The 13,642-nt window shown below is 69.0% G+C and carries 10 protein-coding genes; 2 read left to right on the top strand and 8 right to left on the bottom strand.

The genetic code is table 11. The annotated features are described in order from the left end of the window. Nucleotides 1-23: 23 nt before the first annotated feature. From ACWEOW_RS15385 to ACWEOW_RS15365, 5 genes are all read right to left on the bottom strand, one after another. Complete coding sequence (locus ACWEOW_RS15385; protein WP_452270089.1) at nucleotides 24-557, bottom strand: hypothetical protein; 534 nt, start codon at nucleotides 555-557, stop codon at nucleotides 24-26. Nucleotides 558-801: 244 nt separating this feature from the next. After that, nucleotides 802-2,298, bottom strand: a complete 1,497-nt coding sequence (locus tag ACWEOW_RS15380) for an alkaline phosphatase (RefSeq protein ID WP_452270088.1) — start codon at nucleotides 2,296-2,298, stop codon at nucleotides 802-804. A 226-nt stretch (nucleotides 2,299-2,524) separates the two neighbouring features. Next, entirely contained in the window at nucleotides 2,525-2,905 is a 381-nt protein-coding gene (locus ACWEOW_RS15375) for a hypothetical protein (RefSeq protein WP_452270087.1), read from the bottom strand. A gap of 434 nt (nucleotides 2,906-3,339) precedes the next feature. Then, on the bottom strand, nucleotides 3,340-5,859 hold the full coding sequence (locus ACWEOW_RS15370) for a LuxR C-terminal-related transcriptional regulator (RefSeq protein WP_452270086.1): 2,520 nt from the start codon (nucleotides 5,857-5,859) through the stop codon (nucleotides 3,340-3,342). A gap of 375 nt (nucleotides 5,860-6,234) precedes the next feature. Further along, nucleotides 6,235-6,621: a DUF7144 family membrane protein gene (locus ACWEOW_RS15365; RefSeq protein ID WP_452270085.1), complete on the bottom strand. Its 387-nt coding sequence runs from the start codon at nucleotides 6,619-6,621 to the stop codon at nucleotides 6,235-6,237. Nucleotides 6,622-6,787: 166 nt separating this feature from the next. Between ACWEOW_RS15365 and ACWEOW_RS15360 the strand changes: the two genes are divergently transcribed. Beyond that, on the top strand, nucleotides 6,788-7,030 hold the full coding sequence (locus ACWEOW_RS15360) for a hypothetical protein (protein WP_452270084.1): 243 nt from the start codon (nucleotides 6,788-6,790) through the stop codon (nucleotides 7,028-7,030). Nucleotides 7,031-7,092: 62 nt separating this feature from the next. Continuing rightward, on the top strand, nucleotides 7,093-8,403 hold the full coding sequence (locus ACWEOW_RS15355) for an MFS transporter (protein WP_452270083.1): 1,311 nt from the start codon (nucleotides 7,093-7,095) through the stop codon (nucleotides 8,401-8,403). Here ACWEOW_RS15355 and ACWEOW_RS15350 read toward each other — a convergent pair. The 3 genes from ACWEOW_RS15350 to ACWEOW_RS15340 all read right to left on the bottom strand — a co-directional run bounded on the left by ACWEOW_RS15350 (nucleotide 8,400) and on the right by ACWEOW_RS15340 (nucleotide 13,604). Continuing rightward, the gene (locus ACWEOW_RS15350; protein ID WP_452270082.1) at nucleotides 8,400-8,957 is read right to left on the bottom strand and encodes a hypothetical protein; all 558 of its coding nucleotides are present in this window, start codon (nucleotides 8,955-8,957) and stop codon (nucleotides 8,400-8,402) included. The genes ACWEOW_RS15355 and ACWEOW_RS15350 overlap by 4 nt on opposite strands. 214 nt (nucleotides 8,958-9,171) lie before the next feature. Continuing rightward, a complete protein-coding gene (locus tag ACWEOW_RS15345) occupies nucleotides 9,172-10,845 on the bottom strand; it encodes a M28 family peptidase (protein WP_452270081.1) in 1,674 nt (557 codons plus the stop codon). A 308-nt stretch (nucleotides 10,846-11,153) separates the two neighbouring features. Further along, on the bottom strand, nucleotides 11,154-13,604 hold the full coding sequence (locus ACWEOW_RS15340; RefSeq protein WP_452270080.1) for a carboxypeptidase regulatory-like domain-containing protein: 2,451 nt from the start codon (nucleotides 13,602-13,604) through the stop codon (nucleotides 11,154-11,156). Nucleotides 13,605-13,642 lie beyond the last annotated feature (38 nt).

The following is a 13,642-nucleotide window of genomic DNA, read 5'->3' as shown; positions in this document are numbered from 1 at the left end:
ACTGGGAGGGCGCGTCGGGGCGGTTACTCGTTGACGAGAACGGGGACCCCGACGGCCGCTGAGACGGCCTTGCCCCGGAGCTCCTTCGGCACGGCGATGCGGACGGTCTGGAGCTCGCTCGGCGGGCCGGCCGCCTCGTGGCCGGGCTGCGCCTCGTCGAGGTGGTAGTCGAAGCGGCCGGTCCCGATCAGTGCGCCTCGGGCGTCGTAGAAGCCGGCGAGCGCCGCGAACTCCAGCACATCGCTGACATCGCTCGTGATCGTGGCGGACGCGTGGACTGCCTCGCCGTCGAAGCGCAGAGCAGTGAGCGTGAAGCGATCGTCGAAGGGGCCGGAGGCCTGAACGGCGGTGCCGGGGCGGGGGTGGAGGGTGGACAGGGACGGCAGGTCGGGCTCACCGGTCGCCGGGACGTTGCCCGGCAGGGAGACCCGGGCGGCTGCCGGGCTCGGCGAGGCAGAGGGCTCGGATGGCGAGCCGGTCAACAGGCGGGTGACTGCCCACGCCCCGGCGAAGACTGCGACGACGAGGATCGCGATGAGCAGGGTCGAGCGCTTCATGGTCGTGCGTCCTTGGTGCAGCTGGGGATTCGGATACTCGAGGTGTGTGCTGGTGGCGTTACCGCCCCGGCGGGGCCAGGCGCCGGCGGGGACGGGCGCCGGCGGGGTCGGGCGCCGGCGGCGGGGCCGGGCGCCGGCGGTGTCGGGCGCCGACCCGCCGGCGGGCCACGCGGCATACACCGCGCGACCCACCGGGGTTCAGCCGGTCACATCGTGACTGCGCGACGCCGTGACGCCCGCCGCCTCACTTGAGGCGCAGTGCGCTCGTGACGACGTCGAACAGGTCGGTGTTGTCGATCTCCCCAGCGAGCTGCTGTGACCCCGGCCCGTAGGCGAACACCGGCACATCGGCACCGGTGTGGTTGCCGGACAGGTAGGTCAGCCACAGGCTGGCCTGGGCCGTGCCGTCCTTGACGTCCGCCGGGTCATCGGCGGTGCGGAACGTGGCCGGCGCGAAGTTCTTCGGGTCGGCAGAGCCGGCGCTGTTGATGATGCCGGAGGAGCGGGTGGCGTCCTTCGTGTTGCCGGACGTGCGCAGCGGCGTCGAGTTGTTCGCCGGGTTGCCGCCGTCGTTGTTGAGCGGCGGGGCCGCCGCCTCGGCGTTGGTGAACGTGCCCTTCTCGATGATGTTGAAGCCCGCGCACTCGTGGTCCGCGGTGACGATGACGAGCGTGTGGCCGTCCTTCTCGGCGAAGTCCAGGGCGACCTTCACCGCGTCGTCGAAGGCCTTGGTCTCCTCGAGCGTCTGGGCCGCGTCGTTGGCGTGCGACCGCTTGTCGATGAGCGCACCCTCGACCTGGAGGTAGAACCCGTTACCGCCGGACGTGGCCTTCGAGCTGAGCAGGTCGATGGCCTTGGTGGTCATCTCGGGAAGCGACGGCTCGGCGGCCTGCACCGAGCTCGGGTTTTCCCGCTTGAACTTCTCGATGGTGAGGTTGCCCTTGTTGAACAGGCCGAAGACCTTGCCATCCTTGACATTCTCGAGGTCGGACCGGGTGGCGACCGTCTGGCTCGCCGGCGAGCCCAGGACGGCGTAACCCTGTGCCTTGAGCGCATTTTCGTCCGCGGCGTCGAACCGCGAGAGGCCACCGCCGAGGATGACGTCCGCCGTGCCGTTGCGTGCGATCTGGTCGGCGATCGGCGTCACGCGGACGTCGCTCGTCGGGAGCGCCTGGCCGGTGATCGTCAGGTCCTGGCAGGAGGTCGAGCTGTAGTTCGGGCCCTGGCAGCCGCGCGCGAGGGCGTGGCTGAACTGCCCGGCCGGGGTCGCGTCGGTGATCTCGGCGGTCGAGACGTTGCCGGTCGCATATCCGGCGGACTTGGCCATCTCCATGGCCGTCGGGACGACGTTGCCCTTCGCGTCGACGCCGAGTGCCGCGTTGTAGGTCTTGACCCCGGAGGACCATGCGGTCGCCGCCGAGGCCGAGTCGGTGACGTAGTTCGGGTGGAAGTCGGCCTCGCCGGGCTGACCCGAGTTCTTCTCGACGGCATACGTCGCGTTCTGGCCGACGACCGGCATCTGCTCCATGTTGAGCTTGCCGTTGCCGCCGTAGTAACGCAGCCGCGCTGCATCGACGTGGGTGCGCCCCATGCCGTCACCCAGCAGGTAGATCACGTTCTTGACCCGGCCGTTGTCGGTGCCCTCAGCCCCCGCCGCGGGCGCTGCCATCGCGCTCGCTGCACCTGCGACGGCGGCGAGGACCGCAAGGGCCGCGCCGGTCGCTTTCATCGTGGTTCGCATATGAGTTGTTCCTCACTCGCGTGTCGGACGGCGCCATCCGGCGCCAGCGGGGACGCTAGGCGCGCCGCATCGGGTCCCCGCCGAAGGCGAGGTGGCCGCACGATGAACACTTGTGGTCGAGCCCTGGCGCTGCTTGCCGGCGAGTGTGGTGCCAAACAGCACCGCACAGCGTGCACGTGGCACCACACAAGCAACCGAATGACAGGTCCGAGCGCCCCGGTCCCGCTCACCAACCGGACCCTAGGCGCCCTTGCTGCCCCGGCGCCTCGACGGCGCGTGCTTCCTGCTCGTCCGCCTCGGCGGCGCGGAGGTGGCCGGACGCTTTGTCGTTGCGGCCCAGTCGAGTGAGCAGCGCCGCCACCTGGCGATGGGTGGTCGCGCTGAGAATGCGTTCCTCGCGGCTGTGCCGGCGCGCGGCCTCGGCGGCATCCGCCGCTTCTCGCATCGCTGCTTCCGCGCCACGCAGATCAGCCTCGGTCAGGGTCTCGCCGGACTCCAACCGGATCACGAGCTCTTGCAGCTCACCGACTCGCTGTGAGGCTCGCACGGCGCGCTGCTGTGCTTCCACCATGCGGCGCCGCGCCGCCTCGGATCGCGACTCCTCCACCGTCACATTGTCACCCCGATGCCCGCCGGCGGCTGGGTATTCGGGTCCGGCGGGCCTGGCACGAGTGGCCCGCAGGACCTGTCCGGAGGGTCGCTCGTCCGGCGCGCGCAGACGTACTCGACCTGCACGCCGAGCTCATCCAGGCGCCTGACGAGCGCGGCGAGGGGGAGCTCGCCGTCGTTCGTGATGGTCAGTGTCGTGCCTCGCGCGTGATGCCTCACCCCCGTCGATCCGAGTGCTCCCGTGAGGAGCATGCCGAGCCGACCGGAAACGCGGGCTTCGTACCGCATCGGATCCACCTGCCCTTTCACGCCTGGCGGTGGCACGGCATACCTGGGCACCCTCCCGGCCGGAGGTATGCCGCGTCCCAGAGTGAGTGAAGCAGCCCGGAGGGCTCCGGTGCCTCATCCCGAGCGGGTAGTTGGCGGGGTCGCTCAGATCAAGCCGAGGACCCGCGCGCGCTTGATGGCCTCGCGGCGGTTCGTGACTTCGAGCTTGCGGTAGATGGACCTGGTGTGGGCTTTCACGGTGTTGACGGACACGAACAGCGAGCTCGCGATCTCGTCGTTCGTCTCGAGCGTCGCCATGTGGCTCAGCACGACCCGCTCCCGATCCGTCAGGGCACGGGCCAGCGGACTGGGTGCCGCCATCGCCGGCGCGGAGTCGAGGCTCGACAGGAGGCCCTCGGCAAACCTGCCGTCACCGCCGAGCCGCTTCCGATGCTGCAGGAGTGCCTGGACTCGACCGGAGCCCGCCGCGAGAAAGGGTTGGCGAATGCCCTCCGGCTCGGCCACGGTCAGAGCGCATTCCAGGGCGGCCAGCGCTCGATGGTCGTCGCGGTCGTGCTCGGCCGCCAACGCTGTCACGAGCCAGGCCTCGACGGCGGCGACCCGGTCGCCCGACGACTCACGGACCGCGGCAACCTCGGCCTCGGCCCGCGCAGGCCGGCCCAGGGCGAGGTCGACGAGTCCGGCAACCACGGTCATCTCGGGGGACGAGGGCTCCTCGGCGGCAGCCCGGATCCGGTCGAGGGCAGCGTCCGGAAGGCCTTGCGCGACAAGCGCCTCGACCTGGACGCGGGTCAACCGGCGTCGAACCCGAGCCGGTTTGTCTCGTCCCCTCGTCTCGGCCGCGAGGGTCCGCAGCAGACCCACCGCCTTGTTGACCCGTCCGCGGGCCAGCAGGATCCGGGCCTGAAGAGCCCGCAGGGCCATGTACGGGATCCACTCCGGATCGTTCCGCTGCGCACCCAGGCCGCTGTCGAGCAGACGTTGTGCGTCCGCAAGCTCGCCTCGGTCGAAGTGGATCTCGGCTAGCGCCAGGTATGCCGCGATCGCCTGGGCGAGCTCGGTGCATCCTCGCTGCTCGGCCAGGTCGAGTGCCTCGACGGCCAGCGTGGTCGCGGCCTGAAGCCGCCCTCGCCCGGCCTCGACCAGGGACAGGTAGCCGAGACTGTTCACGACGGTGAGGTCGGCTCCCGTTGCGCGAGCGACATCGACGGCTGAGCGGAGGTAGGGCTCCGCTTCGTCTCCCCGGTCGGACCACACCAGCGCGACGCCGTGGTTGCCCAGACTCGGCGCCTCGTAGAGCCGGGCCGGCACCGGGTCGCCATTGAGGTTCGGGTCGCCCAGCCACCGCAGGAGCTGGCCGGAGGCCGCCGACAAGGCGGTCAGGTCGCCGGTCGCCCTCGCCAACACCATGTCCCCGACGGTGAGCAAGGTCTCGACCGGCGTGCGGGACGACGGGTCGGCACCGTTGAGCATCGTGCGCGCCTCGGACACCTGCAACGCCATGCCCGGGTAGTCGCGCTGCAGAAAGCGGACCACGGCCGCCGTTGCCCGAAGCTCGGCGCTGCTGCTGAACTCGCTGGCCGGGACCTCGGCCAGCAGCGCGGCGAACGCCTCACGCTCCGCCGAGACCGCATGCGGCGCAGCAACAGTGACCATCAGCTCCCCGACCAGTCGCCAGTCGCGTGCGTGGACGGCATGTCGGACGGCCTCGAGCGCGTCCCCCCGAGCGGCGAACCAGCGGGCGGCACGGCGGTCGAGCTCTGTAGAGAGCTCTGGGTCGTCGAGCCGAAGCCGCTGGCGCAGCAGGTCGGCCATGAGCGCGTGGTACCGGAACCAGCGGTGCCCGGCGCCGAGCGCGACGACGAAAGCGTTGGACCGCTCCAGCAGCTCCAGCTCCTGCTGGCCGTTCGTCCCGCCGGTCAGCACGTCGGCGAGCTCGCCGCACAGCTTGTCGGTGACGCTCGTGCGGAGGAGGAACTGGCGCCTCTCTGTGGGGAGGTCGTCCAGCACCTCTTCGAAGAGGTACTCGGCCACGGAGTCCTCACCGCCCGTGAACTCGGCCAGGCGGTCGGCCCTGCCGGTCCTCGCTGCGAACAACGCGGCCATCCGCAGACCGACCGCCCAGCCCTCGGTGCGCTCCAGGACCTGCTCGGCCACCTGTTCAAGACCTGACACTCCGGCCTCCACGAAGAGCGCTTGGGCCTCCGGTCTGGAGAACGCCAGGTCAGCCGCTCGGATCTCGGTCAGCTCGCCGTCGACCCGCAGTCGCTGCAGGTGGAGTGGCGGGTCGGACCGAGTGACCAGGACCAAACGGAGTGAGGAGGGATGGCGCACGAGGTCCACGACACCCCCCAGGACGTCGGGACGGCGGATCTCGTGGAAGTCGTCGAGGACGAGGGTGAGCGGCGTCGGCAGCGTGCTCAGTCCGAGGATCACCCTCCGCAGCATCTCGGGACCGAGGGGAGGCCTGATCACGAGCTCGCGCAGAGGCGGGCTCACGTCATCAACGGCGTCGCGGACAGCCGCGAGGACGTAGGACCAGAACAACACGGGGTCGTTGTCGGTGCGGTCAAGGGACAGCCAGGCGACCGCTCCGTCGGCCTGCCGTGACTCGGCCCAGCCGGCTACTGCCATCGTCTTGCCCCACCCCGGGCCGGCGCTCACCAATGTGACTCGGCGTGTGGCACCTCGATCGAGCTGGTCACGCAGACGTGGCCGGGACACCAGGCCGAGTGGTAGCTGAGGCACAGCCAGCTTGGCCGAGAGCAGGTCCAGGCCGTCGTGTTCGCGAGTGCGGTCGGACGGTCGCGACACGGACACGCTCATGCGCCGAGTCCGGTCACCGTCGACGGGCGGCCCGACACGAACGACGTCCCGGCCGCTGATGCCAGTGCCGTCAGCACGACAACGTGACCCGTGGTTCTTCGCCGCACTCGTCCCGACACGTCATCAGGCTAACCGGCGGAATAGCGACGTACTCCCTGAATGGAAAGCCTGCGGCATACGTTGCCGACTGCCCAAGGTGGACCGATTATCGGGTCACTCGTGTACGCGACGGTGCACGAACAGTGAGTGAATGACCCACAGGTCGACAATCACGAGGATCGAGGCCCACCATGGCTGGACTGGTATGAACAAGAAGTTCCCGAATGCCTGAATGCTCACGAAGATGATGCCCAGCCAGCGTGCCCAGAAGGCGCCGGAGATCACTCCGAAGCCTGCCGCCACGACGATGATGCCGATGATGAGAAGAATCCAGCCCCACGTCGACGCGCTGGTGCTGATGAAGTAGCCCTTCGGCTGGACGTAGTAGTCGGACTTCGCCAGCAAGGCGATCCCCTGCAGGATCCCGAAGCCGCCCGCGATGACCATCAGGACGGCCGCGAACGTCGCGCCTCCCGTCCCGCGCCTGCTTACCTCGGTCATGACAACCACCCTTCTCGTGCAGTCCCGTATGCCTCCATGTGGGTGACGCTGACAACCCTGGCCCCACCTCGCTGGTTCGCGCACTACCCGTGGCGGGTGAGGTGACGAGGCAGGCTTTCGCGGGAAGGTCGAGGTGACGTCAGGTCGTCGGAGGAGGTGCTGGCTGGTGGCTTGGGTGTACGAGGTCCACGTCCTCGGGCTGGTCACTGACGAGGCTCTGCTCCAGCTTCGCTCCGACTTCGACGGCGTCACGGCGAGCACGGAACCCGCGAACACGGTCCTGACCGGATCGGTGCCCGACCAGGCCGCACTCGTCGGCCTGCTCGAGCGCCTCCATGGACTGGGGATCGAGGTGCGCGAGCTGCGGCGTGCCGTCGACGAGTCGGCCGAGCTGGCGGCTGGTTCATGACGGACTGCCCGGGTCCGCGAAAGAAGGCACCCCAGCTCTGCGACCTCACTAGCGTGTCCACAGTGGCCACGCCGAGCCCGAGCCCACTCGCCACGGTTGAGAGGTCCGCGCGCCGCAACCTCGCGGCAGCGTGCGTCGGAAACGCCATCGAGTGGTACGACTTCGCGATCCTCGGAGCCCTGGCTGTCGTCGTCGGGGACGCCTTCTTCCCGGAGAGCGAACCGGGGACCCGTCTCGTCGCCGCCTTCGCCATCTACGGCACAGCCTTTCTCGCTCGTCCCCTCGGGGCCGTCTTCTTCGGCCGTCGCGGCGACAGGGTGGGCCGACGCTGGTCCTTGGTGGCCTCGGTCCTGCTCATGACCGTGGCGACCACCTCGGTCGGTCTGCTCCCCGGGTACGCGACCCTGGGCATCGTGGCGCCGGTTCTCCTGGTGTTCCTTCGGGGCGCCCAGGGGTTCGGCGCCGGTGGAGAGCTCGGCGTGGCCGCTGCCTTCATCGTCGAGCACGCACCATCGGGACGTCGCGGTGCGTACGGCGCGTGGCACACCGGCACGCTCGCGGTCGGCACCGCAGCGGGATTCAGTGTCGGTGCACTCCTGACCGGCCTGTCCGACACCCGGTCGGACAGCTGGTGGCGGGTGGGCTTCCTCCTCGCGCTGCCTCTCGGGCTCGTCGCCCTGGCGCTGAGGCGCCGGATGCAGGAGACCGACTCGTTCACGGCGGTCGAGCAGGACGCGGTGCTCGATGCCGCGCCGTTGCACACGGTGTGGAGAGATCACCGTCCGGCGCTGGTCGCCGGCTTTACGCTCATCGCCGCAGGCGCCCTGGCGTTCAACACCTTCTTCGTCTTCCTGCCCAACTGGCTCGGCGCGACTCGCGACGTGCCGCTCCCTGCTGCTCTGGGCGTTGCCGCTGCCGGGCTGGTTCTCGGCGGCTGCGCGGGACTGGTCTGGGGGCGGGTCTCGGACCGGGTGGGCCGCCGACCAGTCGGTGTCCTGACCGTCGCCCTGCTCGCGGTCCTCGCGGTCCCGCTCATGCGGGCTGTAGACCGAGGCGGCCTGCTCGGGTTTGCGCTCGCCGTGGCGGTTGTCGGCGTGCTGGTCGGGGGCGTCCTCACCATGGCCACCGTCGCCGAGATGTTCCCAGCCGCGGTGCGAGCGACGGGGATGTCGCTCACCGTCGGACTTGCCTCCGCCCTGCTCGGAGGCACGGCCCCCCTGGTCGGCCAGCTGCTGGCCTCTGCGACCGGTCTGGTCGGGCCGGGCGTGTACGTCGCCGTGGTGGCCGCCGCGGCGGGCGTCGCACTCCATCGCTGGCCCGAGACCGCATTCGCACCCCTCCCGGACGACCGACAGCAGTCAGGTCTCGGTTAGGAGCAGTTCAAGCCGCTGGTCACGCTGTCGAGAGCACTCTTCAGCTGGTCGACCGGGCCCTGCATCGTGGACTGTATCTGGCCGATGTCCGACTTGCTCAGGCCCTGGAACGTGTGCTTGACGTTGTCCCACGCCGACTGGAGCTCAGCCGCGCCTGCAGCCGCGCTCGACGAGAGTCCGCTGAGCAGGGTCTTGAACGCGGCCTCGAGGTTGCTCACGTCCGCCGTCACCGCAGCCAGCTTCCTGGCCTGAAGGTCCGACTTGAGAGTTGCGGCTGAGCTCTTGACGTCGGCCAGTGCCGGACACAAGGTGCCACTGGCCGCGGTCCCGGTGCTGCCGGCGGTCGTTGTGGTTCCCGCGCTGGTCGTCGTGGTGCCCGCCGATGTCGTCGCGGTGCTGGTGGCAGCTGGGCTGCCCGGCGACGATGCACCTCCCGAGCCCGATCCAGCTGAGCTGGAGCACGCCCCAAGCGCAAACGCCATGAGCGTGGCCAGCGCGAGCGTGGGCAGCGTCTTGGTCTTCATCACGATCTCCTCGTCGTCGGCTCCTCGCATCGTCCGTCCGTACGTTCAGAGGTCGCATCACCCGCGCTGGATAGTCCATCGCATGCCTGGTGGGGGATGACGGATGCGGGCCGGGCCATCGCTGTGACGGGGCGCTCGCTCGACGGACGAGTGAGCGTGACGGGGCGCTCGCTCGACGGACGAGCGAGCGCCCGCAAGCGACGTGTCGGAGCCCTCGCGGCGAGGGCGCCTCGTCAGAGGCCGGTCAGCTGGTGACCACGCCCTTACGGGTCACGAGCCTCAGCTGATCCGCAGATGGCCGGTGGTGGCCGTTGCCGCTCTGCGGTGCGTCGAAGACCTGCGTGTCATAGGCCATGTGTCCGACCATGTTGGCGAAGGTCTTCGACATCCAGGTCAGCACCTCGGGGTCGTTGTTGCCGAGGTTGTCACACCACCGGAAGGGATTGTCCACACAGCCCCCGTCGTCCCCGGGCACGTTGCCCTCGAAGTTGCCCTCGGACCCGCCGAAGAGGTCGACGTCCGATGCGAGCTTGCAGCAGTCCTGGCCGGTGAGGACGCCACTGGCGGGAATCCCGGCCGCCTGGAACATGAAGGCGTCGGTGCCGTCGGCCGAGAAGAGGATGTTGTTCTTCCCGATCGAGCTGAGGTAGTCGATGCCGTAGTCGCGGGCGATCGCCGAGGGCGCCCAGATGCTCGGCGGCATCGGCGTGCCCGGGTTGCGTCCGAACAGGGTCACCCCATCCTTCGGGTCGAGAACTCCCGCGACGTAGTTCGGCGTTGCTGTGACATCGGCGTCGAGATCGAACTTGATCTTCGCGAGCTCGTCGGCCGGAAGGGTGTTGACGTAGTAGTCCGAGCCGAGCAGGCCAAGCTCCTCGCCGCCGAACCAGATGAAGCGCAGCTTGTTTCGAGTGTTGGTGTTCTTGAGCTGTTGGGCGATGTCGAGGATCGTCGCCGAACCCGATGCGTTGTCGAGCATCCCTGCCCCGTAGATGGCGTCAAGGTGCGCGTCGATGACCAAGATGTTGTTCGGATCGCCGCCCTTGGAGTCGGCGATGACGTTCCAGTCAGAGCGGTTCGGGTCGTCGATGAGGTTGACGTCGACGGTCACGACCGGGGCCGAGCCCGGGACGTACTGTGCCAAGAGCTGGGTGCCCACGGCGTAGGTCGTGAAGAGCACGGGGATCTGCTCAGCACCGGAGAGACCGCCCGTGAAGACGCCCGTGCGTCCGGGGTTGCCCTCGTTGAAGATGATGGCCGCCGAGGCGCCGGCCGCTGTCGCGTTGGCAACCTTCTGGGAGAACGTGCACGTGCCCCGCTGGATCAGTGCGATGTTGCCCGGGACGAACCCGCTGAAGTCGGAGGCCAGGCAGCCGCTGGCCGAGCTGGGGGTGGGCGTCGCGGGCACGACGATGCCGCCCGCAGGCTGGACCTTTGCGCTCGGCGAACCGGCGACCTGCGCCGGGTTGAAGTCCGTGCCGAGCACGAAGGAGTGCGGCGTCGGCGACTCCTCACGCATGACGGGGGTCCCGACGAAGCTGAAGTAGTGGAACGTGTACTCCTGGAGCGTCACGTCGTAGCCCGCGGCTCTCATAACGTTGGCTACGTAGTCGGCCGAGGCCTTGTACCCGGGCTCGCCGGAGTTTCGGGACGGATGGCCATCGGCGCCGGGGTTGGCGTCGGCGATCTGCTGGAACTTGACCATGTGGGCCCAGAGGTCGTCCTTGTTGACGCAGTCGACCAGCCTCTGTGGAGTGTTGTTGACCCGGTTGGCACATGCCGTGACATTGGCGTCGACGGTCGAGGTTGTCGCGTTCGCGTTCGTGGCGACCATGGGCAGGCCCCCGGCCACTGCCACCGCAGCGGCCGCGGCGAGCGCGAGCCGCCATCCTCGGCGTCGTCCGTGTCGTGGGCTCATCGTGTGCTCCCTTGCTGACGGCGAAACCCGCCGGCGTCATTGTCGACGAGCCTTCCGATGCTACTGCCGCTAATACGCCCGTTGCGGCTTTAGCAATGACGTTGATTGCCAAACCTCCAGCCGTATGCCGCGTGAATGACTTGGCGCGTTTCCATTCGAGTGAATGCGATGGCGGCAAAGGCTGTGCGTCCTTCTGGGAGTTTCATGAATGTATCGTGTGAATAAACTGAAAGCATTCGGTGAAAGGCGCTCGGCCGGGGATTCCCAGCCGAGCGCCTTTTCTCATCCGATCCCTTCGTCAGCCCTCGTCAGCCTTCGTCGGACGGCGTCCAGGGGACGTGGAAAGTGATCGACTTCTCCTCGCCGCGCGTGAGGTGAACGGTCGTCGCCTCCGCCGGGGACCGGGCCCCGTCGAACCAGTAGTGCCGCCGCCCGGCGTCGTAGTGCAGGACGAGCTGGTAGTCACCGGGAGGGAGCGCGGTCGACCGCAGCGACGTGCCGTCCCAGAACAGGGATCCGATGGTGCGTCCCTGAAGGTCCACCACGTCGCCGTCCAGGAACCGTGTCTCCGGGGCGCCGTCGGTGCGGACGGCGTCGCCCGTGACCCGAGCCCCTGGCGCCACCTGCGCACTGAAGGTCGACATCTTGGCGGACTTCACGGAGATGGGCTCTGCGCGGTCGGGCGAAGCGGCGTCCCCCGACCACTCGGGGGCGAACGCGTCGTAGTCGGCGGCATACACGATCGGGCGATAGTCGCCGGCCGGCAGGCCCTTGATGGCGTAGTGGCCGGAGCTGTCCGTCTGCGCCACGTGACGACCCTCTCCGGGGCCGGCCCTTCCCGGGAAGTTGCCTGATGCATCGACGAAGGCGCCGACCACGGGGTCACCCGACGGGTCGGTGATCACGCCGGTCAGCGTGCCACCCGGTGCCAGCCGAACGGCTCGGACGGACTTCGTCTCGCCGGCGCTCACAGGGACCAGCTCAGCCGTGGCCTGGGAATCGGCCTTGAAGGTCCACGCGGGCACGTAGTCGGAGGACGCGTCGCCGCCGACCTCGATCGCGAAGCTGCCGGCGGGCAGCCCGCGAACGGTCCAACGACCATCCGCGCCGGTGCACTCGATCGTCGTCCACTTGGCGTACGGTCCCCAATGGTCCGAATAAGGAGCGGGGCACACGTTCTCGATCGGCGTGCCGAGCTTGGCGTCGACCGCCAGTCCGGTGATGGTGGCGCCGAGGGCAAGACTCGCGTCGACGGTCACTGCGGTGCTCTCGCCCAGCTCGAAGGACGACGACTCCGATGCCGTCCCGGTGTTGCCGTGGTACTCACCAGCGAACCGGCCCGACGGGTCGCGGATCTCCGCTGTGAACGTCCCCTCACCCGACACCTTCACCGAGTAGCGACCGGTCTCGTCGGTGCACGCCTCGCCGTTCGAGGTCGGGCTGTCGAGGTCGACCGGCCACGGCACGACCGACACGCAGGCCCCCTCGACAGGCGAACCGTCGACGTCGCTCGTGACCGTGCCGCTCACGGTGCCCATGCCGGCCAGCTGGTCATCGACCGCGACGGTGTCGCCGCCCGCCAGGGTGTACAGGCGCGCTCCCTGACGATCAGGAGACCCGACCGCCCACTGCTGGATATTGCCGGAGGTGAACTCGACCACGTACGAACCCGGACGAAGGAGTGCGCTCCAGGTCCCGTCGTACGAGGTCCATGCGGGAGTCTGCGCGTACTCGTCGTCGACGGAGTGGATCGTGACGCTGCCCGTGGACGGTTCACCCGTGAAGGTGGTCAGGGTTCCGGACATCGTCGCGCCGAGCTCGAGGCTCACGTCGATGGTCGCAGGCCCGACGTAGGTCGCCGCGCGTTCGAACGAGCCTGAGTCGAGACCCCACTCCGATACATGCGTACCGTCCCAGGCCTCGAACTGGAACTTGTACTCCGTCGCCGCCGGGAGCCCGTCGATCGTCCAGTGTCCCGGCTGGCCGGACGCGTCCTCGCCGGTGCAGGCGCCGGCGCGGAACTCACGCGTGTCTGCGGTGTACGCGTAGACACAGCCGTCCATCGGCTCACCCGTGTCGGCAGCGCGGAGGGTGCCCTCGAATGGAGCCTCGTCGATGCCGGGCAGCGTGTCGTCGACGCGTGCGGTCTCGCCGGAGACCGCGGTGACCGGGTCGGCGTCGGCCATCGTGGTCTTCCCGAAGGCCCACTGCTGCAGCGGCGGAGCGTCGAACCGGACCCGGTACTGCCCGGGCGACACCACTGCTCGCCACTGGCCGTCCGTGGGTGTGGCGTAGGAGACCTGGTCGCCGCGGGAGTCGTAGATGGTGACTGATGCATTGGCTGGAACGGGATCGCCGTCGGCCATCGTGATCGTCCCGGCGAGCACGGCACCCGGGCTCAAGGCGACATCGACAGTCGCCGGCGCAACGAACTCGGCTGCCGTCTGGAAGGAGTCGGCGTCCTGGGCCCACTCTCCGATATGGACGTCATCGCTCGCATAGATCTGGACGCGGTAGGCCGTGCCGGCCGTCAAGCCATCGACAGTCCACTGCCCCGACTCGTCGGTGCAGTACCCGCCGCCCCAGTTGTCGTTGATGTCGTAGACAAATGCGCAGCCCGGAATCGGCTGGCCGGTCGTCGCGGACGTGATGGTGCCGGAGAGGGCCGCCGGCTCGGCGTGCGCGGGTGCGGAGACGACGGACATGGCGAGCAACGCGCCCACCACCGCCATCCCCGCCCGCTTCAGTGCTCGTCGCATGAATAGGCGCTTTCGTGTGAGTTGTCCCCTGGGCCCGG

This window comes from Monashia sp. NPDC004114 (genome assembly GCF_053603855.1).
Note: the sequence above shows the minus strand (reverse complement) of the source record. Positions and strands in the feature narration are given on the sequence as shown.

Excerpts from the sequence above, each read along its gene's own strand:
- ACWEOW_RS15385 (WP_452270089.1), bottom strand. The coding sequence starts at position 557 with ATGAAGCGCTCGACCCTGCTCATCGCGATCCTCGTCGTCGCAGTCTTC.
- ACWEOW_RS15380 (WP_452270088.1), bottom strand. The coding sequence starts at position 2,298 with ATGCGAACCACGATGAAAGCGACCGGCGCGGCCCTTGCGGTCCTCGCC.
- ACWEOW_RS15345 (WP_452270081.1), bottom strand. The coding sequence starts at position 10,845 with ATGAGCCCACGACACGGACGACGCCGAGGATGGCGGCTCGCGCTCGCC.
- ACWEOW_RS15365 (WP_452270085.1), bottom strand. The coding sequence starts at position 6,621 with ATGACCGAGGTAAGCAGGCGCGGGACGGGAGGCGCGACGTTCGCGGCC.
- ACWEOW_RS15350 (WP_452270082.1), bottom strand. The coding sequence starts at position 8,957 with ATGCGAGGAGCCGACGACGAGGAGATCGTGATGAAGACCAAGACGCTG.
- ACWEOW_RS15340 (WP_452270080.1), bottom strand. The coding sequence starts at position 13,604 with ATGCGACGAGCACTGAAGCGGGCGGGGATGGCGGTGGTGGGCGCGTTG.